A 22,697-nucleotide genomic window follows, 5' to 3' on the forward strand; every position below is an offset into this window, starting at 1 on the left:
CGAATCCTGAATATGCTGCCTGCTATCATGCAGCCAGTATGTTGTTACTGGCAGCCTCAGAAATTTCATCTCTAAACAAGGAGAAAGTACCATGAGCGTAGCTTCTGAAACAAACTGGAAAAAGCTGGATGAAAAAATAGCGATCTCAGGCCAGATCAGTGTGGACGATGTAGCAGCAATCGCTGCAGCCGGTTACAAATCCATCATTTGTAATCGCCCCGATGGAGAAGGAGGAGAACATCAGCCCGGCAGCACGGAGCTGGAAGAGGCAGCAAAAGCCGCGGGATTGCAATTTGCTTACTTACCGGTTGAAATCGGCCAGGTTTCAGATGAAAAATGCTCTGCCTTTCACCAGTTGATGGCAACCCTGCCCGGGCCGGTGCTGGCTTTCTGCAATTCGGGCAATCGCGCTCGCGCGTTGTACAGTCGTGACGTGGGTACAACCACCACGCCTGCTGAAACCATTTCTGCAGCTTGTGACTGGGAACATGAGGCAGCAGCTGTCACCGAAGCAGAGAGTGAGGCAGCCGGTGCCGCCGCAGTGTCGGCTGCGTCTTCCCGCGATGAAGCGGCAGGCAAATCGATCCCTGTTACACCAGCCTGCAACTGGGATAATGCTTTCGACATCGTGGTGGTGGGAGGCGGCTCAGCCGGCCTGGGGGTCACTGCCAGCCTGCTGCGCCGGCGTTCATCCCTGCGTATCGCCATCATCGAACCGAATGACAAACATTACTATCAACCTGCCTGGACACTGGTCGGTGGCGGTGCTTATGCGGTGGATCAAACCGTTCGCAATACGGCCGATGTCATTCCGCACGGCGCTGAGTGGATCAAGGCGGAAGTATCCGGATTTTCCCCGAATGACAATCTGGTTCATCTGGCCGATGGCCGCACCATCGGCTATCAGCAGCTGATCGTATGTCCCGGTATTCGTCTCGCCTGGGAAAAAATAGAAGGTATTCAGGAAACGCTCGGCAAGAACGGTGTCACCTCCAACTACCTATTCGATCTGGCACCGTACACCTGGTCACTGACACAACAGCTCAAAGGTGGCAAGGCGCTGTTTACACAACCCCCCATGCCGATCAAATGTGCCGGGGCACCGCAGAAAGCAATGTACTTGTCTTGTGATTACTGGCAGCGCCAGGGTGTTCTGGACAAAATCGAGGTCGAATTCGATTCGGCCGGGGCGGTACTGTTTGGCGTGGCCGATTTCGTTCCGCCGCTGATGGAATATGTCCGTAAATACCATGCCGATTTGGTATTCAATTCCAATCTGGTCAAGGTCAACGGCCCGGAAAAAATTGCTACCTTCGAAATCAAGAATGAAGCGGGGGAAGTTACGCGCGTGGATAAACCCTTCGATATGCTGCATGTCACACCACCCCAGGCAGCACCGGATTTCCTGCGTGATAGTCCGTTGGCAGATGCCAGTGGTTACTGTGAAGTTAACCCAAAAACGTTGCAACATACCCGTTTCGCTAATATTTTCTCTTTGGGTGATGCTTGTTCTTCTCCTAATACGAAAACGGCAGCGGCCGTCAGAAAACAGATTGTCATTGTCGCTGAGAACCTGCTGGCAGCGAAAGATGGTCGGGAATTCCATGCTGTTTACGATGGATACGGTGCCTGCCCGCTTACGGTTGAAAATGGCAAAGTGGTGCTGGCCGAATTTGGTTTCGGTGGAAAACTGCTGCCGACATTTCCGCTCAACCCGGCTGTTGCCAGAAAGCTCTACTGGTGGTTCAAAGTCAAACTTTTCCCGTGGCTGTACTGGGAAGGTATGCTGAAAGGGCGTGAGTGGCTGACGCGCTCCACTGAAACCAAGTAATTTTTCATGGAAATCCAGTGGCTGGCGATATTGCCCGGTGTTTTTACCGGGCTCGTGCTGGGGCTGACCGGTTCAGGCGGCGCCATCATTGCCGTCCCGCTACTGGTTTTCAGCCTGCATACGACCATTGCGGAAGCTGCACCGGTTGCCCTGCTGTCGATCGCTGTATCGGCAGCTGTTGCCACCTGTAACGCCTTCATGCAGGGAATCGTCCGTTACCGGGCAGCCGCTCTTATCGCGAGTACCGGTATGCTGGTCGCACCAGCCGGGATCTGGATTGCCCGGCAACTGCCAGATTCACTGCTGACAGTAGTGTTTTCCGCTGTGCTGGCTTTTGCAGCCGGCTATATGTACCGCCATGGCAGGCGATCCGCGCAGCCGGCACCGCCGGAAGAAGCTGTTTACCCGCCCTGTCAGCTCAGTCTGGAAAGTGGCCGTCTGATATGGACCATACCCTGTGCCAAAGGGTTGCTGTTTTCCGGAGTGGCAACCGGTTTTCTGTCCGGCCTGCTCGGGGTGGGAGGCGGGTTCATTACCATTCCTGCACTCAGGAAGGTATCGAATCTGCCCATGCAATCTCTGACGGCAACTGCACTTGCCATCACTACACTGATTTCTATCACCGGGGTCGTTTCGGCCACATCCATGGGCTTCATGAACTGGCCGCTTGCCCTGCCTTTTACTGTGGGAACGGTCATCGGCACGCTGACGGGCAGACGATATGCCCATCGTTTCGATGAAGCGAAGCTGCAATACGGTTTTGCCATTCTGGCCTGGTGCATCTCGCTTGGTATGATCGTCAAGGTGGTTTACTCCATCGATTTTTCCGCCCTTTCTTGACAATCCTGCTGCCCGGCAGGGAGAATCCAGCCAACCCTGCTCGACAAAAGCAATTCGCTGATTCGTTTAATAACCTTTTCTGCTCGCTTATGACCGAAAAGAGTGCACAGTCTGCAGACGAGAAATTCCGTATCGACAAATGGCTGTTTGCCGCCCGCTTTTACAAAACGCGTTCACAGGCTGCCGATGCGGTCGAACGCGGGCAGGTACAGGTCAATGGGATGCGAGCCAAGCCTTCCAGGATTCTGAATACGGGTGACCTGCTTGCTATTCGTATCGGGCCTTATCACTACTTGGTAAAAGTGCTGGCGTTGTCCAACCAGCGCAGATCCGCCACTGAAGCTCGCCTGCTTTATCAGGAAACGGAAGAAAGCCGGCAGGCGCGTGAGGCCGTGGCAGAAAACCTTAAATCGCAGCCGACCCCGCCGCATTACGCCGGTAAAGGCAGACCCACCAAACGTGCCCGGCGTGATCTGGAGCGTTTCATGAGCGAGAAATGATCTCGCACGCCCAGACACTGCTCAGGGAAATTTTCGGTTACAGCGAATTTCGCGGCCAGCAGGCCGAAATCATTACTCATGTGGTGAATGGAGATAGCTGCCTGGTACTGATGCCGACCGGCGGTGGCAAATCATTGTGCTACCAGATTCCTGCATTATTGAGAAAGGGTACGGCTATTGTCATTTCGCCACTGATTGCGCTGATGGAGAATCAGGTGGCCGTACTGTGCCGGCAGGGGGTGCGGGCAGTGTATCTCAATTCAGCGCTGACACCTGAAGCGGCGGCGGCTGTCGAACGGAGGATGCTGGCGGGAGAGTATGATCTGGTCTACGTTGCACCGGAAAGACTGTTGACCGTTCGGTTCCGTGCGCTGCTGCAGCGCATCCCCATCGCCCTGTTTGCCATTGATGAAGCGCATTGTGTTTCTCAGTGGGGGCATGATTTCCGGCCGGAATACGGCAAATTGTCGATTCTGCCGGAGAAATTTCCGCAAATACCGCGCATTGCCCTGACCGCCAGTGCCGATGCCAGAACTCGTGCGGATATCCTGCGTTGTCTCGATTTACACCAGGCCCGCTCCTTTATCAGTAGTTTCGATCGCCCCAACCTTTGCTACCGTATTACGGCCCGATCCAATAGCCGGATACAGTTGTTGAACTTCATCCGCAGCCAACATGCTGGAGAGGCTGGTATCGTTTATTGTCAATCCCGCAGAAAAGTCGAGGAAACAGCTGCCTGGCTCAATAGCAATCACATACCGGCACTTGCCTACCATGCCGGTATGGAAACCTCCATTCGCACCCGGCACCAGAAAAAATTTTTGCAGGGACATGGTATCGTGATGGTTGCCACTTCCGCATTCGGGCTGGGTATCGACAAATCGGACATACGTTTTGTCGCACATCTGGATTTACCTAAAAGTATCGAAAGCTATTATCAGGAAACCGGCCGTGCCGGGCGTGATGGTCTGCCGGCCAGTGCCTGGATGGTTTACGGGCCCGGCGACATCATCCGGCTGCGGTCCCAGACCGAATCCGGCACAGAACGGTTGCCTGTCCCGATCAGACAAGCAGCGGCCGCCCGACTGGATGCGCTGCTGGCGCTGTGTGAAACGACGGTTTGCCGCAGAAAGCCGCTACTCGACTATTTCGGTGAACCAACCGGTAGTCTGCCGTGCGGCAATTGTGATGCCTGCCTGGAAACGATACCCGTTCAGGATGTCACGATCGCTGCCCAGAAAGCGTTGTCCTGCGTCTATCGGACGGGCCAGTGCTTTGGCATGGAATATCTGATCGATATCCTGTCCGGAAAACGAACAGATCGTGTCAGGCAATGGGGGCACGATTGCATCAGCACTTTTGGCATCGGCCATGAATTGAGTACCGAAGGGTGGCGTATCGTTTTCAGGCATCTGCTGGCGCTGGACTATCTTGTCGCCGGTGAGGATCGTGCTGGCGGAGAACGCATCGCCCTGCAGTTGACATCGGCAGCCAGGAGCGTGTTGCGTGGAGAGACCCGTATAAAACTTCGGCTTTCACATTATCACCATTCAGCGCCATACCAGCAGATTTCCACGGGTTTATCCGTACCATCGTCACGCTGCTAGGCCTTTAGCTGCGAACCACAAACAAAGTGTGGCGGGTAACGATTCAGTGTCCTTTGTTATACCTGACTGATTTGTTCCACGAGTTATGCAGCAAGTTGAAAGAATTTTTACGGATATTGCCAGGGTGTTGCAATAACGCAACATAATTTGGCTGTAAGAGCGTAAAAAGCTTGTTTAATGTTGCACAACAGATTCTGCTTGGGCACAATCCATTCAACCCTTCTGACCGAAAGGCAGGAAGCACGCAACACTTTCAGTCAGGTTGGAACAGAAGTAGTGAAAAATGTGGGAAGCACGGTATTACGATCTATCTTTATTGACCCAGGTTGTTTTTCTTTAAGGAGAGTTTCAAATGAATAAAAGACTGATGGCACTGGCAGTGGCCGGCGCATTGGCAGCTCCGCTGGCAGCTTCAGCGGAAGGTACGCATGTCACCATTTTCGGTCGCTTGCAGGCTGAATACGCAACTGTCGATATCGACGGGTTCAATGCACAAACCGCTGTAGCGGATGATGCGCTGCAATCCCGCTGGGGTCTGCAGATTGCTGAAGATCTGGGTGCAGGGTTACGTGCCATTGGCCGTATCGAGTACTCACTCAATCCCGGTGGAGATGATAGACGCCTTGCCCGTGAACAATGGGTTGGTCTGGGTGGTGATCAATGGGGTGAACTGAAATTTGGTCGCGTTCAGTCCGTACTCAAAGATTTTGCGGGTGGTCATTCTATTGATCCATTTGCCTACACCAGTTTGCATGCGAATGGTAGTGGTGGCTTGATGACCTCATCCAGTAATGGCTATGGTTCAGGCGACGCTGGTTTTGTCAACAGCGCTATCCGTTTTGATTCGCCAGTAGTGGAAGGTTTCTCGGTAGCCGGTTTGCTGATGCCGGGTGATGCCGATAAAAATGATCCTGCGCTTGGTGCAGCGCGTGATTTAGCGTTAGCTGGAATTACTTCTCCTACTATTGTTGAAGCGTTGGGAGCAGCAGGTTCACAAACCTATGCAGGTGGTGAAAATGGTGAATGGGATTTCCAGGTTGCTGCCAAGTACAGCGGTCAGTTTGATACAGTTGGCGTAGATGTGTTTGGTGCTTACTCCCGGGATAACGCCAGCAAATTCCAAAAATCGTGGGGTGTGAAAGATGAGCAAATCTGGCGGGGTGGTGCAGTTTTCAGCGTAGGAGATTTTCGCCTGCGTGGCCAGTATGAATATGTGATCGATGCCAATCCATTTGGTGGAGCAGCAAGTTGTACTAGTGCTGCAGCATTCGGTAACGCTGTTGGACCTTATAGTCTGGATGGTGGTCGTGGTCAGTGTAACTCCGCTATGAACCCGAACGGTAATGGTAGTCTGTGGATAGCAGGTGCTGACTATACTATTGGCAATACCACACTGGTTGCACAAGGTGGTATGGCGGTAGCGAAAAAGACAGGTGATGCTTCTGAACCATTCGGAACCTATGCAAAACGTAACGTTGAAAATATTACCATTGGTGTGATCCACAACCTGAGCCGCCGCTCCAGTTTGTTTGGTGGTTACCAGCGTGTTTGGGTGAAGGACAGAAATGCTGCGGCTCTTGGCGCAGGCGATGCTGACCGTAATGTTTACTCGGTAGGTGTACGTCACGATTTCTAATCGGTAACGATCAGATAATCGAACGGTTGTAAAAAGGGGCAGAGTAATCTGCCCCTTTTTTGTATCTGCTTGAACCTGTTGTTGAGATTGTTCATAGGGGAAGCCGGCCGATAAGCCGGGTTCTGTCGTGGACAGTCATTCCTCTAGGCACACAGTTACCTGTGTGCTCGAGCGATCTACCCGCAGACTCGGCGAGCAGCGTCATCATCTGCCTATTTGATCTTGCTCCGGATGGAGGTTACCGCGTTTCACCGTAACTTAATACGCTCGTCTCTGTGGCCCTGTTCCTCACCTCACGGCGGCCGGCCGTTAACCGGCATCCTGCTCTGTGGAGCCCGGACTTTCCTCTCCCTGTTACCAGGCAGCGACTGTCTGACCGGCTTCGCTGGTGATTCTAACAGAGTTTGCAGACAGGCTGCAGCATCGAGCTCATTGTGAAGGGGCCAACCATTCACTGTCTCACTTGCCTTGCATTCCGTTTGCAAAACACAATGTGCGACTATGTGGTATTTGATCAGAAGTTCTCTAAATTTCCAGCAGAAAAACCTTGACCCGTTTTTTTAAATCAGTTATAAAAAATTTCGCTCTATAAAGTGGAGCGAAAAGAAAAAATTTAGTCAACTACCAGTCTGACTACTCAGACAGTTCATTAGTTTATTAGTTCACGGGTAGCCATTTTGCGGTCAGTTATATCGTTAATCGTTTTTTCTGGTCAGGGGGAGGTGACGTTGTCTGACCTGGAAAAACAATAATTTCAATTTTATATTGAGAAAGGTACTCATCAATGAAAAAGCAGATAGCAGGTCTGGTGTTTTTGGGTCTAGCATGTGCTGCAACAAGTGTATCTGCCGAGGAAGACAGGGAGCTCAAGCAGAAAGTAGAAGCCTTGGAGGCGAAGGTTGCCGAGCTTGAAGGGCGATCAGAAAGTGAAGGGCATGGTGATAGCCACGGATTCGATAAACATAAGTTTCATGGAGGGATAGTTCTGAAGCAGGATGCTTTTTTTGGCTTCCAGACTATCTTAGATGCAGGTTATGAAGTTGCTGACAATATCGATTTCACGTTCTACTCGTGGTTGTGGACCAATCCTAATTTCGGGAAAAGCAGCGTGGTATCAGGTGGTAACAATGTGGGCGGACAGGGGCTCTGGACAGAGTTTGGTATTGGTCTGAATTTCAGATTTCTTGACAATACGTTGAGCATCAATCCCAATATCGGGATGCTGAACGGCTCGCTGTTATCTTCTGAGGTTGTCGGTGAAGATATTCGTGCTGGGGAAGGGGTTGTACCTAATCTGGTCGTTAATTATGATAACGATTATTTTGCAGCGAATCTCTACGTTGCTTACTACATGGCAACACGCGGTCCGCGTGCCAGGGATTTTTTGCATAACTGGATCAATGTCGGGGTAAAACCCGCCTTGTTTGGTCTTGGCAAGACATTACCGATCAATTCTGTCGGAATTCACTGGGAACACCTTTGGGCGGCTAAAAACCGTATAGACAGCAGCCTGGAAGGCGTTGTGTATAACTGGGTAGGTCCTTACATCGAATTTGGTCTGCCGAAAAATCTCGCTTTACGTTTTGCAGGTGGATTCGACGTGAAGAGTGATGTATCCAATAATTTTTATCAGGCCAGTATCAAGCTTAATTTCTGATAAAAACAATCCGCTGCTCCGTAACCCCATTTTCTGAAATGGGGTTACATAAATAATCTCCAGTTTCTACCTTCCTGTCACTGTACTAAATCGACTCGTCGATAATTACTGATTAATCCGTAACACGAACAATTACCTGTCCAACTATGGCCGCAGGCAATATTTTATCCGGCTTTTGTCAGGCAAGATTCAGCGGTGTAGTATTTTCCAGCAATTCGAGCATGCCTTGCAGTGCTATGGCGACGGATTGTCGCCGAATAGCTTCGCGATTGCCGCTGAACCGGCAGATTTTACTGTTTGCCGATGTCGCAGAGGCACTTTCAAGCATCCAGGCGAAACATACAGTGCCGACCGGCTTTTCTGCAGAACCGCCGGCAGGGCCAGCGATGCCGGTCACGGATACGGCTACCTGTGCCTGGCTCAGAGTAAGTGCGCCCAGCGCCATTTCCCGGGCTGTCTGTTCGGAGACGGCACCAGATTGTGTGAGAGTGGATGGTTGTACATGCAGCATTTGTTGTTTGGATGAGTTGCTGTAGGTAATGAAGCCACGGTCATACCAGGCGGAGCTGCCAGGAATGGCGGTGATGATCTGCCCGATCCAGCCACCGGTGCAGGACTCTGCTGAAACCAGCTTCAATCCGTTTTGTTCGAGTAACTTTCCGGCTCGCCGAGCAAGTTCCAGTAGAGTTTCGTCATCCGGAACGGTTGGGTAAGTACTCAAAAGTAGCTTTCAAACAGAACCATCGATTTCCAGCCAGCGAGGCAAAGCAGCGTGTAGAACGCAGCCAGCAAATCATCCAGCATGACACCCAGCCCACCTTTGAGTCTGGCATCCAGATAACCGATGGGTGCGGGTTTGACGATATCAAAAAACCGGAACAGGAAAAAAGCAGCGAGCTGCCAGGTCCAGTGATCCGGTGTGAAAAACAGTACCAGCATGAAAGCGACGATTTCATCCCATACCATGCCGGAATGATCAGGTGAATTGAGGGCTCGACCGGTGACTGCGCATGCCCAGATGCCCATGATGAAAAAAACATCGATGATCAGCAGCAGCGATACCGGCTCGATGATTGAATCGAGAAAACGGTAAAACGGAAAGGCGGCAATAGTGCCAGCGGTACCCGGCATGTAGCGGATCAGGCCGATACCGGCGCCCATGGCAATGAAATGTGCGAGCCGGACATGTACGAAAGTGATATCCGGTTTGATCGGAATTTGACGTTGTGGCGAATAATTATCGGGCAGAGAAGTGATCATAGCCTTTATTCTTAAAGATTAGCGGGTTACTGTCAGTACCGAGAACAGTCAATCCTTTTCCCGGTATGATTTTTCCAATGCGGGAAAGCAGGATACCGGATTCCTGTGCCAGTTGTATGACAGCATCGCGCTTGCTTTCCGGTACGGTGAAACACAGCTCATAATCATCACCGCCTGCCAGTAAACAGTCAATGGCTAATTGACAGATGGTATTTGTGACGGTGTTTTCCGGCTGTAGTTTATTTTTCAATGCCGGGGAGCGAGGGATGTGGTCAAAATCAATCGTGGCTGCAACACCGGAGCGATCCAGAATATGGCCCAGATCAGCCAGCAGACCATCCGAAATATCAATGGCACTATGCGCTACATTTACCAGTGCTTTTCCAAGGGCGACGCGAGGCATGGGGGTATGTAATGCAGCCAGACAAGGTGCGGCTTCCTGCGCTGTCAGTGTCACGTGCTGTTGCAGGGATTGCAGCGCCAGAGCGGCGTCACCCAGATGACCGGATACCCAGATATCATCTCCCGGTTGGGCACCACTGCGCCGGAGGGCTTTTCCCCGTTCGACTTCACCGATGATCTGTACGCTGATATTGAGCGGACCACCTGTCGTATCTCCCCCGATCAGTTCGACCTGGTACTGGTCGGCCAGTGCAAAAAATCCGCTGGAAAAAGCCTTTAGCCAGATATCATCCTGCGCGAGTGTTTCGGTCAAAGTCAGGGAGAGGGTTGCCCAGCATGGTGTGGCACCCATGGCGGCCATATCGGAAAGATTGACAGCCAGCACTTTATGCCCCAGCGTGGCAGGATCGACATCGGGAAAAAAATGTCGCCCTGCAACCAGAGTATCGACCGATATCGCCCAATCCATTCCCGGTTTGCAGGCAATCAGCGCGGCATCGTCACCCGGCCCAAGCAAGGCATTACGCCTGGGACGGGTAAAGTAGCGATCGATTACATCAAACTCTGAGTTCATGGCCGCTTATCGTAAGTACGGCAGGAAGACTGTCGACGGGTTCGGCGCCGGTGGACTGCCTGATAATTTAACCGGAATCTTTATTTCGCGCAGGCGGGTGCTGGAGTTCGATGGCACGTAACCGGGTGGCCAGTTTATCCAGCACGCCATTGACGTATTTGTGTCCATCCGTTCCGCCATAGCTTTTGGCCAGTTCGATGGCTTCGTTGATGATGGCACGACAGGGAATTTCAGGGCGGTAAACCATTTCATAGGTACCAATCAGGAGAATCGAACATTCCACCGGACTGAGCTCAGCCATTTGTCGATCGAGATGCGGCTGGATCTGCGTTTGCAGGTCGGCAGCGTGTTCCAGGACACCCTGCAGCAAATCGGAGAAATAGGGGCCATCTGCCTTGCTGAAAAAGCTGACTTGCTGCAGTTGCATACCAATGTCCCGAGCGTTACCTCCGGTGACTTGCCATTGGTAGATCCCCTGCAAGGCAAGTTCACGTGACAGACGACGACGGTTTTTGTAGCCTTTGTGGCCTTGTACCCGTTTTACGGGGGGAACGGTTTCGGTTGACATCATGTGGGAGCAGATTGATCCATTTCATCGAGGGTCAGCACCAGGTTGGCCATTTCTACCGCGACACGCGCTGTCTCCCCCCCCTTTTCAGCCATGCGGGCAGTCGCCTGATCTTCATCATCGGTCGTGAGAATACCGTTTGCGATTGGAATGTTGTATTCCCGTCCGACGGCCGCCAGTCCCCGTGCCGATTCATTGGCTACCACTTCGAAATGATAGGTTTCGCCACGGATTACCGCACCCAGGGCGATCAGGGCATCAAACCGATCCGATTCAGCCAGCTTCTGCAAGGCAACCGGAATTTCCAGTGCGCCGGGTACGGTTGTCAGAACGATGTCCGCTTCCTGTACACCCAGTCTGGTGAGCTCTGCCGTGCAGGCTCCGAGCAATCCTTCGCTCACGTCGATATTGAAACGGCTCATGACAATACCAATGCACAACCCGTTTCCGTCGAGGTTTGAATCTATTTCCAGGATATTGTCATAATAGGACATAACGTGTACCTCCTTGTTGGGATCGGCTTATCGACTACTGATAGAAAAAACGGTTTTACTTGCGAATACGGTTTCCCGGTTCCAGATACCCGGCAACTTCCAGACTGAAACCGGTCATGCTGGGCATACGGCGGGGAGTGGCCAGCAGGCGCATTTTACTGACTCCGAGGTCCTTGAGAATCTGCGCGCCGATACCATGCTGGCGCAGATCCGGCACGGGTTTGTCCGGTTGCCGCGGCCTGGCTCGCAAAATCCGGTCGGTCAGCACACTGGCATCATTCTTGCGGTGCAGCAGCACGACCACTCCTTTCCCGGCTTGTGCAATGACCGCCATGGCGTCATGAATGCTCCAGGAGTGGCTGTGATCATCGGCTTCCAGCAGATCGATCACCGACAGAGGTTCGTGCACTCGCACCAGTACTTCCTCACCGGTATTCCATGTGCCTTTTACCAGCGCGATATGAGTTACACCGGCAATCTTATCATGGTAGGCAATCAGCCTGAATTCGCCGTGGGCAGTGTGCAGGGGACGCTCGGCAAAACGTGATACCAGACTTTCCGTGAGATTGCGATGATGGATGAGATCAGCAATCGTCCCGATCTTGAGAGTGTGTTTGCCGGCAAATTCGATCAAATCCGGCAATCGTGCCATTTCGCCATTTTCTTTCAAAATCTCGCAGATCACCGCAGCTTCAGTCAAACCTGCCAGACGTCCCAGATCACAGCCTGCCTCGGTATGGCCGGCACGCGCCAGTACACCCCCTTTCTGTGCCTTGAGCGGGAAAATATGACCCGGTTGAACCAAGTCTTCCGGTCTGGCATCGGTTTTGACGGCTGCCTGAACGGTGCGGGCTCGGTCGGCGGCGGAAATACCGGTCGTCACACCCGTTGCCGCCTCGATGGAGACGGTGAAATTGGTGCCAAGTGGTGAATGGTTGTCTGCCACCATCATAGGCAGTTTGAGCTGATGACAGCGTTCTTCCGTCAATGTCAGGCAGATCAGTCCTCTGCCATATCGAGCCATGAAGTTGATCGCTTCGGGTGTGACAAAGTCGGCAGCCAGCACCAGATCACCTTCATTCTCGCGATCTTCCTCATCGATCAGAATAACCATTTTTCCATTTCTGAAATCTGCCAGAATTTCTTCAGTCGAGGAAATCGTCATGGTTGTCTGCCTTGGGCCTGATCGAGTAAACGTGCCACGTATTTCGCTATCATATCGGTTTCCAGATTCACTTTCCTGCCAGGGTTAAACTGCCCGAAAGTCGTATTGGCCAATGTATGGGGGATCAGGTTGATTTCAACCCGTCCGGCCTCTATTTGATTCACAGTGAGGCTGACACCATCGACCGTGATCGAACCTTTGGGGATGACGTATTTGAGCAGTTGCGTAGGCAATTCGATTGCCAGCAGGCAGCGGTCACCCGTCTGCGTGAATTCCACGACCTCGCCGATCCCTTCCACATGGCCGCTGACCAGATGACCATCCAGCCGGTCGGAGAACCGCAGCGCTTTTTCCAGATTGACCGGATTGCCGGGAATATCCAGCCCATGTGTGCAACTCAGGGTTTCACCGGAGACATCGACGGTAAAGCATCCCTCTTCAAATGCAGTGACAGTCAGGCAGGCGCCATTGACAGCAATACTGTCGCCAATGGCGACATCCGCCAGATCCAGTTTACCGGGATCGATATAGATACGTACCGCATCCTTTTCCGGATGGACGTGTCGGATATTGCCAACTGCTTCGATAATTCCTGTGAACATGTTTTTCCGGGTTTTGAATGAATTCTGCCGCAAACAGATGAGACCCCGGTCAATCGGGCAGCTCGATCACTGATATAATTCACAGTTTGTCTGGAATCGTCCAGACCGACTGCCGAGGAACTTTCAATTATGACACGCCTGCTCCGTAATATCGCCATTATCGCCCATGTGGACCATGGCAAGACCACGATGGTGGATAAGCTGCTGCACCAGGCCGGCACCTTCGCCGCTCACCAGACTGTTGCTGAACGAGTGATGGATTCGGATGATATCGAGCGCGAACGCGGAATCACGATTTTTTCCAAGAATTGTGCAATCGACTACGCGGGCGTACATATCAATATCGTGGATACGCCGGGCCATGCCGATTTCGGTGGAGAGGTCGAGCGCGTACTGTCGATGGTGGATGGCGTGCTGTTGCTGGTGGATGCTGTTGAGGGTCCCATGCCGCAAACCCGGTTCGTGACCCGTAAAGCACTGGCTTCCGGTTTGCGTCCGATCGTGGTCGTCAACAAAATCGATCGTCCTGGCGCACGGCCGGACTGGGTTGTGAACCAGACGTTCGATCTGTTCGATAAATTGAATGCTACTGAGGAGCAGCTCGATTTTCCGGTGGTTTATGCTTCTGCACTCAACGGCTATGCCACGCTGGATGCCAATCAGCCTGGCAGCGACATGCGCCCGCTGTTCGACATGATACTCAAACATGTTCCGGCGCCGGTGGGTGATCCCGACCAGCCGCTGCAGCTGCAGATCAGTGCGCTCGATTATTCGAGTTTCGTCGGACGTCTCGGTATTGGAAGGATCAATCGTGGTCGCCTGAAGCCGGGGCAGGAAGTCATGGTGCTGACAGGTGAGCGGGCACCGAAAAAAGCACGTGTCAATCAGGTATCCGGATTTCGCGGGCTGGATCGGATCCAGCTGAGCGAAGCCGCGGCCGGTGACATTGTGCTGATCAGCGGTATCGATGAACTCGGTATTGGAACGACCCTAGCGGATATCGATCATCCGGAGGCATTGCCGATGCCGGTAGTCGATGAACCGACGCTTTCGATGAATTTTCAGGTCAACACCTCGCCTTTTGCAGGTAAGGAAGGTAAATTCGTTACCAGCCGCCAGTTGCGTGAACGTCTTGAAAAGGAGCTGCTGACCAATGTTGCGTTGCGGCTGGAAGAAACCGGTGAAACCGACTCGTTTCTCGTTTCCGGCCGCGGCGAATTGCATTTGACGATTCTGCTCGAAAACATGCGCCGGGAAGGTTATGAACTGGCGGTGTCCCGTCCCAAGGTGGTGATCCGTGAAATTGATGGTGAAAAGTGTGAACCGTTCGAGGTCCTGACCGTCGATATCGATGAAGCCAATCAGGGCGCGGTAATGGAAGCGCTGGGAACACGCCGTGGTGACCTGCTGGATATGGTGACTGACGGGCGCGGTCGGGTCAGGTTGGATTACCGTATTCCCGCACGCGGCCTGATCGGATTCCAGTCGGAATTTATGACGCTGACGCGTGGTACCGGCATCATGAGTCATGTTTTTGATGAATATGCACCAATGCGGCCGGATATGGCCTCACGCAAAAACGGGGTGCTGATTTCAGCAGAAATGGGCGAGGCGGTGGCCTACGCGCTGTGGAAGCTGCAGGAACGCGGACGTATGTTCGTCAGCCCCGGAGAGCCATTGTATGAAGGCATGGTCATTGGTATCCACAGCCGTGAGAATGATCTGGTTGTTAACCCGATCAAGGGCAAGCAACTGACCAATATCCGGGCATCCGGCCATGACGAGGCAGTGGTGCTGACACCGCCGATTCAGTTGACGCTGGAATCAGCCATCGAATTCATCGCAGATGACGAGCTGGTTGAAATTACGCCGAAAAGCATTCGCATCCGTAAACGTTTCCTGCTGGAACACGAACGTAAACGGGCATCCCGCAGCGCAGCCTGACATTCTTGGCTAATGGCCATGGAAAAACCGGTTCTGTGGTATATAGCCGACCCCATGTGTTCATGGTGCTGGGGGTTTGCACCGGTAATCGAGAACATCCGGCAGGAATATTCAGCATTTTTAACGGTGAAGATAATGCCGGGTGGATTGCGGCCGGGAACGAACACGCCGTTTTTACCGGAAAAAAGAGCACAAATCCTGCATCACTGGCATTCGGTACATACCACTACTGGCCAGCCTTTTACATTTGAAAATGCTTTGCCGGAAGGTTTCATTTACGACACCGAACCTGCCTGCCGGGGTGTCGTCAGTGTTTCACTGATCGAACCGGAAAAGGTATTTCCTTTTTTTGCCGCGATACAGCGTGCTTTTTATGTCGGGCAGGAAGATGTTGCGCAACTTGCCATTTTGAAAAAACTTGCAGTAGATCTGGGCATACCGGAATCACGATTTACCCCGGTATTTCAATCTGATGAGGCGAAACAGCGGACACTGGCAGGTTTTCAGCGTGTGGCACAATGGGGAATAAGTGGATTTCCGGCGCTTGTGGTTGAAAGCGGAACAGATCGCTATCTGATTACTACAGGTTATCGTCCGATCGAAGCATTGCGCCAGCTGCTGGACACCTGGCTGCAGCAGCATGGAGTTTGATTGAAGCTGACTGATTTTTTAGTGCTGACACTGTGCACAAAAGAAAGTGGACCGCTGGCCTTGCCGGGTTTTACTCACTGACGTTCCACAGTGTCGGCATGACTGGCCTGCTCGCCCGTACACCCAATACTGCTGCTGAAAATAGCCCGGACTGCCTTCACAATCAGTGAAGTCACGCAGACTGCTTCCTCCAGCCTTGATTGCACGCAGCAGAGTCGCCTTGACAGCATCAACCAACCGTTCGCATTGCATGGTATTCAGACTGCCAGCCGCGGCCAGAGGGGAAATCCCGGCGTGAAACAAAGCTTCATTGGCGTAAATATTGCCTATACCGACCACGATGTGCTGGTTCATGAGCACTTCCTTGATACTGGCGTTGCGTCCTCGTGTTTTTGTATACAGAAACTGTCCATCGAAATCATCGTTCAAAGGTTCGGGACCCAGTTTCTGTAATAGCGGATGCTGACGAATATCGCCATCCCACCACAGGATGGCGCCAAACCGCCGCGGATCACGAAAACGCAGCATCATTCCATTGTCCACTTGCAGATCGAAATGATCGTGCAATTGTGGTGGAGTCGATTCAGGCAGCACACGCAAATTGCCGGACATGCCCAGGTGCATGATGAGCGTTCCTCTGCTGCAGGCAAACAGCAGATATTTGGCTCGCCGGGCGATTGCATTGATCCGCTGTCCGGGTAACAGGGCAATCAACTCGGGAGATACCGGCCAGCGCAGAACGGGATTGCGAATGCTGATCTGCGTGATGACCCTGCCGGCCAGATGGGTGTCGATTCCGCGCCGGGTGATTTCGACCTCAGGTAATTCCGGCATGATCGGGCAGGAGCCAGCAATGAGCGGCAGAGACCGGATCGCACGTCATCTGCGCTTGCGGTACCAGTTAATAGAAATTCCGCTGATAAGAAACACCAGCGGCAGGATGATAAGGAAGCCGGTGACGATCAGGGTCAATTGCAGTTCGCTCAGCGCCAGCTGGCTGTCGAGGGTGGCACGTGGCTGAATCGGGATAAATGCTTCATCACCGGCGAGCCAGTTGATCATGTTCATGCCCAGATCCAGATTGCCACCATTACCGAGATAGCCATTGGCCAGAAAATGCCCGCTGCCCGCCACGATGATCCGCTGTTCGCGATCTTCCACCACCCGGCTCAATGCCACGGCAACACTTATCGGGCCTGAAACGTCGTTTTCCTCATCAAAGGTGATTTCACCTTCCGACGAATCGGTTGAGCCGGTTTCCACCCAGCCTTCAGGCGCAGCTTCCGCCAGGATGGTACGGTGCCAGTCGGTACCTTCCTCCAGGATGAGCTGGCGCGCAAAAGGAAATACTGTGATGTAGTCAAAGTTTTCCGTTACGGCATGTGCGCCGTAGCGTGTTGCCAGTGCGAAAGTGGTAGGTACTCTCAGCCGGTTTGCCTGAGGATCGACAATGACGCCGGGGGTAAATACGATTCCCAGTTTCTCGGCCAGAGGCAGTAATCCGTTCAATGAACCGATATCTACCAGCCACAGCAGATTCCCGCCGCGGGCAAGGTAATCCAGAATCTTTTTCACTTCCCCTTCCAGCAATTCGATTTGCGGGGAGGTGATGACCAGTACGCCGGTATCCGGAATCTCAGGTGGATCGGTAAGGCTGAATAGTGTGCTTTCGAAGCCGGTTTCCTGCAGTTTTTTACCGAAATTTCCCAGATCCCGCTGGGTGATACCATCCATTTTCCGCTCACCATGGCCGGACAATATCAACAGTTGTTTTTTTTCAGTGCGTGCCAGCCGCACCAGTGCGTTTGAAAATGCCTGTTCGTTGATAGAGGTAAGGCGCTCCTTGCGCTGTTTATAACTGATGACGATTTCACCATTGAGCCTGACTCCTGCACTTTGTGCTTGTTGTGGTTGCTCTACCGGATCGATGAAATTCAGGGTCAGGTCGGGCTTGATTCGCTGATATATACTGATGAAGTTGCTGATGATTCCGCGAATATCTCCCAGCTGCAGATCTTGCTGCGTTGCATAAACCGTGACATGCAGAGGATCATCGAGTGTTTGTAGCAGATCGATACTGGCCTGGCTCAGGCTGTTGCGGTTGTTCTGGCTGATATCCCACTGTATGCGGAATTCCTGCGCCAGATAGCCCAGTGTCCCTACCAGTATCAGAAACAGGGCGGTGAATATACCGTTCTGCCAGCGGGATCGTAACCATAACTTTTTATTGAAGCGTGCCATAAAAAACCGGTTGGAAGGAAAGTTCAGCCATTCAGTCGTTCACCTTCCAGATGACGGATGGTCAATACCAGAAAGGTAATGGTGAACAGGAGAAAAAAGACGAGGCTGAACGAGTCGATCAGGCCGATATTGAAACTTTCGAAATGTCTGAACAGGGAAAAGTGATGCGCGGCGCTTTCCGACTCGATTGCCACGATATCCATTACCCACAGGCACAGCAGCACGCCCAGGCAACCCAGTGCTGCAACGGTCGGGTGGGATGTGAGGCTGGAAATATACAGCCCCAGTGCAGCAAAACAGCCTGCCAGCAGGATCAATCCGATCACATTACTCCCCAGCAGGCCAAAATCCAGCGTTCCCCCGGTCAGTAATGAAATGGCCAGTGTTACGATCAGCAGGGGTATCAGGCAGAAGAAAATCATCAGTGCCATGAATTTGCCCAGTACGATGGCTGATGTGGAAACCGGTGCAGAAATCAGCATGGCCAGTGTATGGTTGCGGCGCTCTTCCGCAAACAGGCGCATGCTCAGCACGGGTGTGACGGCCAGCAGTACGATAGAGGCTACGGAAAAAACGGGTGAGATGATCACTTCAGTAACACCTGGCGGGTTGGCCAGTTGTGCCAGTTGGGGTTGTATTTCGAGAAAAGTGTTCAGCCGTCCCAGAAATACCCAGGCCAGTACCAGTTGCATTCCCGCCAGAAAGATCCATACCAGTGATGACGCGAACAGCAGTTTCAACTCCTTGCCGGCAATGGTAAGCATCATCATTGCACTGACTCCCCGGTGGGTGTATTTCCGGCAGTGAGTTGGATGAATATGTTTTCCAGATTCATGTTTTGCCGTTTCAGGTTATCCAGACTGTCATCCAGCACCAGTTTGCTCTGATGCATGATTTGCACGCGATTGCATACACTTTCCACTTCTGAAAGGATGTGCGAGGAAAGAATGATGGCGTGAGTCTTGCCGAGTTCACAAATCAGTGCGCGCACTTTCTGGATCTGATTGGGATCGAGGCCGACTGTGGGTTCATCCAGGATGATCAGTTGCGGCCGGTGGATGATCGCCTGCGCAATTGCAACGCGCTGCTGATAACCTTTCGACAGAACGCCAATCAGTCGTTTTCCCACATCATTCAGTTCACACTGCTGTTTTACTTCATCCAGGGCAATTTGCAGCGATGTTTTGGCAAGACCATGCAGCCGGGCGGCAAAGCGTAAATACTCATCTACCGTCAGTTCCTTGTAGAGTGGCGGAATTTCAGGCAGATAACCAATATGGTGTTTTGCTTCCAGCGGATCATCCAGCAGATTGGTTCCGCAAATGTGCACGCTTCCACTGCTCGGTGCCAGATTGCCGGTCAGCATTCGCATGGTGGTACTTTTGCCGGCGCCATTTGGCCCCAGAAACCCGAGAATGTCACCACAGTGCAATTTCAGGTTTACATCATGGACGGCGACACGATCACCAAAATGACGGCTTAACCTATTGGCTTCAATGACTGGATAAGGGCTGTTCGAGGTCACATCAATAAACATTATCAGATCCGCACCTTATTATATTACTCGTCCCGGCAGATTTTTCCGATAAAAGGGCTGCTCCCTCAATCTCGCGGCTATCATAGGGTCATGAATAAGGTCATGAAATTTACTGTATTAATACTTTCCGCAGTTTAGTCCATTCTGAGTCATTTGCTTTGATACAGTGTTGTGCAGAAGATACACTTCGGTTTGACAAAGGTAAAAGGATCAAATCATAATCGACGCCGGTAGTATGCGAGCAGTTATGCTGATTGCGATGAGCGGGAGGATCGTGACAGTGCGAGTGGTCGTATAAAAAGAGTGAGTGTGGTGATTGACACAGTATTTTTATACCTGAGGATAAGGACAACAGCATGAAAAAAATGATATTAGCCAGGAAATACCTGATGGGAGCCGTTATTTTGCCCGGATTGCTGGCATCCGGAGCCGTAATGGCCAATACACATGAGGAAGAAAGACAGGGTTTGAGTGCGGTGGACAAAGCTGAGGCTTACGCTGTGGATGATCGTGGTGTCGTAGCGAGAAATTCGACTGGCCTGTGCTGGCGTACCGGCTACTGGACACCTGCCAAAGCCATCTATGAGTGCGATCCTGATCTGGTCAAACAACCTGAACAAGTGGTTGAGGCACCACCACCGGTAGTTCCTGTTGTTACCGAACCTGAGAAAGTATCTTTTTCTGCTGATGCCTTGTTCGATTTTGACAAGGCCGTCCTGAAACCAGCCGGCAAACAGGCACTGGATGATTTTGCTGCTAACCTGGAAGGCGTGAATTACGACTTGATCATTGCTGTAGGTTATACCGACCGTATCGGTTCGGAAGCTTATAACAAAAACCTGTCCATAAAACGCGCGGAAGCAGTCAAGAGCTATCTGGTTTCCAAAGGAATCGGCTCTGATCGTATCTTCACGGATGGTAAAGGTGAAGCCAACCCGGTTACGGGTGATTCCTGCCATGGAACCAAGGCAACCAGAGCTTTGATCGATTGTCTGGCGCCGGATCGTCGTGTGGAAATTGAAGTTGCCGGTACGAGAGAAACCGTTAACTAAAATTTGATTCATATTCGTTTGGATCGCTAAAAAGCCCTGCCGGTGTGCAGGGCTTTTTAGTATTGAAAGAGATCCCGATCGGGAACTTGTTATACTGGGATCAAGCCACGAATCACCCAAGCGTATGGTTTATTGGCAAAAGCATTTTTCCGGTTAATTTTCAGGTAAGTAATCGTATGGATAATGATGGTATCAATGCAGATCCAATGGAGCTGGAAAAATTCAGCCAACTGGCACACCACTGGTGGGATCCAAACAGTGAATTCAAACCGTTACATGAAATCAATCCGCTCCGGCTGAACTATATCGATGAAATTATTGGCGGGCTAAGTGAGAAAACAGTCATCGATGTTGGCTGTGGTGGCGGAATATTGTCAGAATCCATGGCAGCACGTGGTGCCAGCGTGACAGGAATCGACCTGAGCGACAAGGCGTTGAAAGTAGCGAAATTACACCTGCTGGAAAGCGGCAACCAGGTTGATTACCGTAAAATAACCGTGGAAGCACTTGCAACGGAACGCCCCCGCTACTACGACGTCGTTACCTGTATGGAAATGCTGGAGCACGTGCCTGATCCTGCCAGTGTGATTCAATCTTGTGCTCGCCTTGTGAAAAGTGGTGGATGGGTATTTTTTTCGACGCTGAACCGTAATCCAAAATCCTATCTCTATGCCATCATCGGCGCTGAATACATCCTTCGGCTGCTGCCACGGGGAACGCACGAATATGCAAAGTTCATCAAGCCTTCTGAATTGGCACACATGGCTCGCAGTGCCGGACTCATGGAATCCGGAATCGTCGGTATGACCTACAATCCGATTACAAAGGTTTATGCACTAGAAGCAGATACCAGTGTCAATTACATCATGGCGTTCCGGGCCTGATCCAGGGCCAATGTACTTAATGACGGATGATCAAAGCCGTTTTATTTGATTTCGACGGCACCATTGCGGATACCGCACCGGATCTCGGTCGCGCACTCAACCGGCAACGTACTGCCCGCAATCAGCCTCCTCTGCCGATCGAACTGATCCGTACCGAAGCTTCTGCCGGAGCACGCGGGTTACTAAGTCTCGGTTTTGACCTGAAACCGGGCGACCCTGAATATCAGGCTATGCGAGAGGAATTTCTTTCGTTTTATACCGAGCAGTTATGCCAGGATACTTGCCTGTTTCCGGGAATCACCGAACTGCTCGAACAACTGGATAGCCGGGCCATTCCATGGGGAATCGTCACCAATAAGCCTGCAAAATTCACCCGACCACTGATGCATCTGCTGGGTTTACACCATCGTGCAGCCTGTATCATCAGCGGGGACGATACCCCCTATAGCAAACCGCATCCTGAACCGTTACTTGCCGCCTGCCGACAGATAAGCACAGCCCCTGATCATTGTATTTATCTGGGTGACGATATTCGTGATGTACAGGCCAGCCTCGCTGCCGGGGTGAAACCCATCGTGGCACTCTACGGCTATCTTGGCAATTGTGCGCCACCGGAGACGTGGGGTGCTGCTGAACTGATCGATCACCCGCGTGATCTGCTGCATCACATTTAATCTGTTACAATCCACCCCCCCGGTTGAACTTTCTCATTAATACCAGCTCTTAAACGACAAGAATTTATTATTAGGGGGCGATCCGGTTTCGACGTGGGTTGCAAAGCAGCGCAGGGCATACCGAGGTTCAGTACCCTCGTAAAACAGCTGAAAAAAAATAGTCGCAAACGACGAAAACTACGCTTTAGCCGCTTAATCCGGCTAAACTCCACACCGGTGGGCCTCAACGCCGGGTCTGGCAACAGACAGTGGAGTCATTAACGAGGATCGCGTTTTGCAGGGTTACTTTGCAGAGCGCTAAAAAATAGGTAACTCGCCTGTCATCAGCCTGCCGGTTGGCGGATGCCAGGTTAAATCAAACAACATGGCTAAGTATGTAGAACTGTCTGTAGAGGACTTGCGGACGCGGGTTCAATTCCCGCCGCCTCCACCAATACCAAAAAACCCAACCGATGAAGGTTGGGTTTTTTTCTGTTTGAAATCCTTACTGTAGCGCAAATGCTTGGCACACAACAGTGAGGACTCGACCAATACCGCGTGGCATCTGTAACGATGGCAACTTTGCCTTCAAGGCGTTT

At 52.0% G+C, this 22,697-nt stretch carries 22 protein-coding genes and 2 other RNA genes; 12 read left to right on the top strand and 12 right to left on the bottom strand.

The window, feature by feature from the left end:
* The first annotated feature begins 91 nt into the window (after nt 1–91).
* The 5 genes from HRU73_RS11040 (at nt 92) to HRU73_RS11060 (ending at nt 6,414) form a co-directional block, all read left to right on the top strand.
* Nucleotides 92–1,831: a bifunctional protein tyrosine phosphatase family protein/NAD(P)/FAD-dependent oxidoreductase gene (locus HRU73_RS11040; protein ID WP_287398720.1), complete on the top strand. Its 1,740-nt coding sequence runs from the start codon at nt 92–94 to the stop codon at nt 1,829–1,831.
* 6 nt (nt 1,832–1,837) lie between these two features.
* Nucleotides 1,838–2,671, top strand: a complete 834-nt coding sequence (locus tag HRU73_RS11045) for a sulfite exporter TauE/SafE family protein (RefSeq protein ID WP_287398721.1) — start codon at nt 1,838–1,840, stop codon at nt 2,669–2,671.
* Between the two features lie 89 nt (nt 2,672–2,760).
* Nucleotides 2,761–3,171: an RNA-binding S4 domain-containing protein gene (locus HRU73_RS11050; RefSeq protein ID WP_011113018.1), complete on the top strand. Its 411-nt coding sequence runs from the start codon at nt 2,761–2,763 to the stop codon at nt 3,169–3,171.
* Entirely contained in the window at nt 3,168–4,778 is a 1,611-nt protein-coding gene (recQ, locus tag HRU73_RS11055) for a DNA helicase RecQ (RefSeq protein WP_287398722.1), read from the top strand. The genes HRU73_RS11050 and recQ overlap by 4 nt, the downstream gene beginning before the upstream one ends.
* A gap of 352 nt (nt 4,779–5,130) precedes the next feature.
* The gene (locus tag HRU73_RS11060; RefSeq protein WP_287398723.1) at nt 5,131–6,414 is read left to right on the top strand and encodes a porin; all 1,284 of its coding nucleotides are present in this window, start codon (nt 5,131–5,133) and stop codon (nt 6,412–6,414) included.
* A 95-nt stretch (nt 6,415–6,509) separates the two neighbouring features.
* Here HRU73_RS11060 and rnpB read toward each other — a convergent pair.
* Nucleotides 6,510–6,798: RNase P RNA component class A (gene rnpB, locus HRU73_RS11065), an RNA gene on the bottom strand.
* A gap of 400 nt (nt 6,799–7,198) precedes the next feature.
* On the opposite strand from rnpB, the gene HRU73_RS11070 reads away from it, so the two are divergent.
* Nucleotides 7,199–8,071 (top strand): DUF6733 family protein, encoded by an 873-nt coding sequence (locus tag HRU73_RS11070; RefSeq protein WP_287398724.1) that lies wholly within the window; start codon nt 7,199–7,201, stop codon nt 8,069–8,071.
* A gap of 178 nt (nt 8,072–8,249) precedes the next feature.
* Here the strand turns inward: HRU73_RS11070 and HRU73_RS11075 are convergent, their stop codons facing one another.
* The 7 genes from HRU73_RS11075 to HRU73_RS11105 all read right to left on the bottom strand — a co-directional run bounded on the left by HRU73_RS11075 (nt 8,250) and on the right by HRU73_RS11105 (nt 13,136).
* Nucleotides 8,250–8,792 carry a CinA family protein gene (locus tag HRU73_RS11075; protein ID WP_011113014.1) on the bottom strand — a complete coding sequence of 181 codons (543 nt, stop codon included), beginning with the start codon at nt 8,790–8,792 and terminating at the stop codon, nt 8,250–8,252.
* Nucleotides 8,789–9,331, bottom strand: coding sequence for a phosphatidylglycerophosphatase A family protein (locus HRU73_RS11080; protein WP_011113013.1), 543 nt, complete (start codon nt 9,329–9,331; stop codon nt 8,789–8,791). Before HRU73_RS11080 ends, HRU73_RS11075 begins: the two co-directional genes overlap by 4 nt.
* Nucleotides 9,309–10,307, bottom strand: coding sequence for a thiamine-phosphate kinase (gene thiL / locus HRU73_RS11085; protein ID WP_011113012.1), 999 nt, complete (start codon nt 10,305–10,307; stop codon nt 9,309–9,311). Before thiL ends, HRU73_RS11080 begins: the two co-directional genes overlap by 23 nt.
* Nucleotides 10,308–10,374: 67 nt before the next feature.
* Nucleotides 10,375–10,878 (bottom strand): transcription antitermination factor NusB, encoded by a 504-nt coding sequence (gene nusB, locus HRU73_RS11090; protein ID WP_276677392.1) that lies wholly within the window; start codon nt 10,876–10,878, stop codon nt 10,375–10,377.
* Nucleotides 10,875–11,369, bottom strand: a complete 495-nt coding sequence (gene ribH, locus HRU73_RS11095) for a 6,7-dimethyl-8-ribityllumazine synthase (protein ID WP_276677391.1) — start codon at nt 11,367–11,369, stop codon at nt 10,875–10,877. Before ribH ends, nusB begins: the two co-directional genes overlap by 4 nt.
* A gap of 55 nt (nt 11,370–11,424) precedes the next feature.
* Entirely contained in the window at nt 11,425–12,534 is a 1,110-nt protein-coding gene (gene ribBA, locus HRU73_RS11100) for a bifunctional 3,4-dihydroxy-2-butanone-4-phosphate synthase/GTP cyclohydrolase II (protein WP_276818008.1), read from the bottom strand.
* The gene (locus HRU73_RS11105) at nt 12,531–13,136 is read right to left on the bottom strand and encodes a riboflavin synthase (protein WP_287398725.1); all 606 of its coding nucleotides are present in this window, start codon (nt 13,134–13,136) and stop codon (nt 12,531–12,533) included. The genes ribBA and HRU73_RS11105 overlap by 4 nt, the downstream gene beginning before the upstream one ends.
* A 129-nt stretch (nt 13,137–13,265) precedes the next feature.
* On the opposite strand from HRU73_RS11105, the gene typA reads away from it, so the two are divergent.
* Together typA and HRU73_RS11115 are read left to right on the top strand one after the other, a co-directional pair.
* Nucleotides 13,266–15,080: a translational GTPase TypA gene (gene typA / locus HRU73_RS11110; protein WP_276818010.1), complete on the top strand. Its 1,815-nt coding sequence runs from the start codon at nt 13,266–13,268 to the stop codon at nt 15,078–15,080.
* A 54-nt stretch (nt 15,081–15,134) separates the two neighbouring features.
* The gene (locus tag HRU73_RS11115; protein WP_287400072.1) at nt 15,135–15,731 is read left to right on the top strand and encodes a DsbA family protein; all 597 of its coding nucleotides are present in this window, start codon (nt 15,135–15,137) and stop codon (nt 15,729–15,731) included.
* 18 nt (nt 15,732–15,749) lie between these two features.
* On the opposite strand, the gene mutM is transcribed toward HRU73_RS11115, so the two are convergent.
* The 4 genes from mutM to HRU73_RS11135 are packed head-to-tail and all read right to left on the bottom strand — an operon-like array spanning nt 15,750 to nt 19,509.
* Nucleotides 15,750–16,565 (bottom strand): bifunctional DNA-formamidopyrimidine glycosylase/DNA-(apurinic or apyrimidinic site) lyase, encoded by an 816-nt coding sequence (mutM, locus tag HRU73_RS11120; RefSeq protein ID WP_276818012.1) that lies wholly within the window; start codon nt 16,563–16,565, stop codon nt 15,750–15,752.
* Nucleotides 16,566–16,610: 45 nt separating this feature from the next.
* On the bottom strand, nt 16,611–17,972 hold the full coding sequence (locus HRU73_RS11125; protein WP_276818013.1) for a GldG family protein: 1,362 nt from the start codon (nt 17,970–17,972) through the stop codon (nt 16,611–16,613).
* 23 nt (nt 17,973–17,995) lie between these two features.
* Complete coding sequence (locus HRU73_RS11130; protein WP_011113003.1) at nt 17,996–18,742, bottom strand: ABC transporter permease; 747 nt, start codon at nt 18,740–18,742, stop codon at nt 17,996–17,998.
* Nucleotides 18,739–19,509: an ABC transporter ATP-binding protein gene (locus HRU73_RS11135; RefSeq protein WP_276818014.1), complete on the bottom strand. Its 771-nt coding sequence runs from the start codon at nt 19,507–19,509 to the stop codon at nt 18,739–18,741. Before HRU73_RS11135 ends, HRU73_RS11130 begins: the two co-directional genes overlap by 4 nt.
* A gap of 356 nt (nt 19,510–19,865) precedes the next feature.
* On the opposite strand from HRU73_RS11135, the gene HRU73_RS11140 reads away from it, so the two are divergent.
* The 4 genes from HRU73_RS11140 (at nt 19,866) to ssrA (ending at nt 22,552) form a co-directional block, all read left to right on the top strand.
* On the top strand, nt 19,866–20,561 hold the full coding sequence (locus HRU73_RS11140; protein WP_011113001.1) for an OmpA family protein: 696 nt from the start codon (nt 19,866–19,868) through the stop codon (nt 20,559–20,561).
* A gap of 176 nt (nt 20,562–20,737) precedes the next feature.
* Nucleotides 20,738–21,445, top strand: coding sequence for a bifunctional 2-polyprenyl-6-hydroxyphenol methylase/3-demethylubiquinol 3-O-methyltransferase UbiG (gene ubiG / locus HRU73_RS11145; RefSeq protein ID WP_011113000.1), 708 nt, complete (start codon nt 20,738–20,740; stop codon nt 21,443–21,445).
* A 26-nt stretch (nt 21,446–21,471) separates the two neighbouring features.
* Nucleotides 21,472–22,119, top strand: coding sequence for an HAD family hydrolase (locus HRU73_RS11150; protein WP_287398726.1), 648 nt, complete (start codon nt 21,472–21,474; stop codon nt 22,117–22,119).
* A gap of 73 nt (nt 22,120–22,192) precedes the next feature.
* Nucleotides 22,193–22,552: a transfer-messenger RNA gene (gene ssrA / locus HRU73_RS11155) on the top strand.
* The last annotated feature ends 145 nt before the right edge of the window (nt 22,553–22,697 follow it).

This window comes from Nitrosomonas sp. H1_AOB3 (assembly GCF_015709435.1).
GTDB classification, from domain to species: Bacteria; Pseudomonadota; Gammaproteobacteria; order Burkholderiales; family Nitrosomonadaceae; genus Nitrosomonas; species Nitrosomonas europaea.

Bases quoted from the DNA above. Each gene is read 5' to 3' on its own strand.
- HRU73_RS11130 (WP_011113003.1), bottom strand. From the start codon at position 18,742: ATGATGATGCTTACCATTGCCGGCAAGGAGTTGAAACTGCTGTTCGCG.
- nusB (WP_276677392.1), bottom strand. From the start codon at position 10,878: ATGATGTCAACCGAAACCGTTCCCCCCGTAAAACGGGTACAAGGCCAC.
- ribBA (WP_276818008.1), bottom strand. From the start codon at position 12,534: ATGACGATTTCCTCGACTGAAGAAATTCTGGCAGATTTCAGAAATGGA.
- recQ (WP_287398722.1), top strand. From the start codon at position 3,168: ATGATCTCGCACGCCCAGACACTGCTCAGGGAAATTTTCGGTTACAGC.
- HRU73_RS11070 (WP_287398724.1), top strand. From the start codon at position 7,199: ATGAAAAAGCAGATAGCAGGTCTGGTGTTTTTGGGTCTAGCATGTGCT.
- HRU73_RS11040 (WP_287398720.1), top strand. From the start codon at position 92: ATGAGCGTAGCTTCTGAAACAAACTGGAAAAAGCTGGATGAAAAAATA.
- HRU73_RS11045 (WP_287398721.1), top strand. From the start codon at position 1,838: ATGGAAATCCAGTGGCTGGCGATATTGCCCGGTGTTTTTACCGGGCTC.
- HRU73_RS11150 (WP_287398726.1), top strand. From the start codon at position 21,472: ATGATCAAAGCCGTTTTATTTGATTTCGACGGCACCATTGCGGATACC.
- mutM (WP_276818012.1), bottom strand. From the start codon at position 16,565: ATGCCGGAATTACCTGAGGTCGAAATCACCCGGCGCGGAATCGACACC.
- HRU73_RS11125 (WP_276818013.1), bottom strand. From the start codon at position 17,972: ATGGCACGCTTCAATAAAAAGTTATGGTTACGATCCCGCTGGCAGAAC.
- HRU73_RS11135 (WP_276818014.1), bottom strand. From the start codon at position 19,509: ATGTTTATTGATGTGACCTCGAACAGCCCTTATCCAGTCATTGAAGCC.
- HRU73_RS11080 (WP_011113013.1), bottom strand. From the start codon at position 9,331: ATGATCACTTCTCTGCCCGATAATTATTCGCCACAACGTCAAATTCCG.
- HRU73_RS11050 (WP_011113018.1), top strand. From the start codon at position 2,761: ATGACCGAAAAGAGTGCACAGTCTGCAGACGAGAAATTCCGTATCGAC.
- HRU73_RS11115 (WP_287400072.1), top strand. From the start codon at position 15,135: ATGTGTTCATGGTGCTGGGGGTTTGCACCGGTAATCGAGAACATCCGG.
- typA (WP_276818010.1), top strand. From the start codon at position 13,266: ATGACACGCCTGCTCCGTAATATCGCCATTATCGCCCATGTGGACCAT.
- HRU73_RS11060 (WP_287398723.1), top strand. From the start codon at position 5,131: ATGAATAAAAGACTGATGGCACTGGCAGTGGCCGGCGCATTGGCAGCT.
- ribH (WP_276677391.1), bottom strand. From the start codon at position 11,369: ATGTCCTATTATGACAATATCCTGGAAATAGATTCAAACCTCGACGGA.
- thiL (WP_011113012.1), bottom strand. From the start codon at position 10,307: ATGAACTCAGAGTTTGATGTAATCGATCGCTACTTTACCCGTCCCAGG.
- HRU73_RS11105 (WP_287398725.1), bottom strand. From the start codon at position 13,136: ATGTTCACAGGAATTATCGAAGCAGTTGGCAATATCCGACACGTCCAT.
- ubiG (WP_011113000.1), top strand. From the start codon at position 20,738: ATGGATAATGATGGTATCAATGCAGATCCAATGGAGCTGGAAAAATTC.
- HRU73_RS11140 (WP_011113001.1), top strand. From the start codon at position 19,866: ATGAAAAAAATGATATTAGCCAGGAAATACCTGATGGGAGCCGTTATT.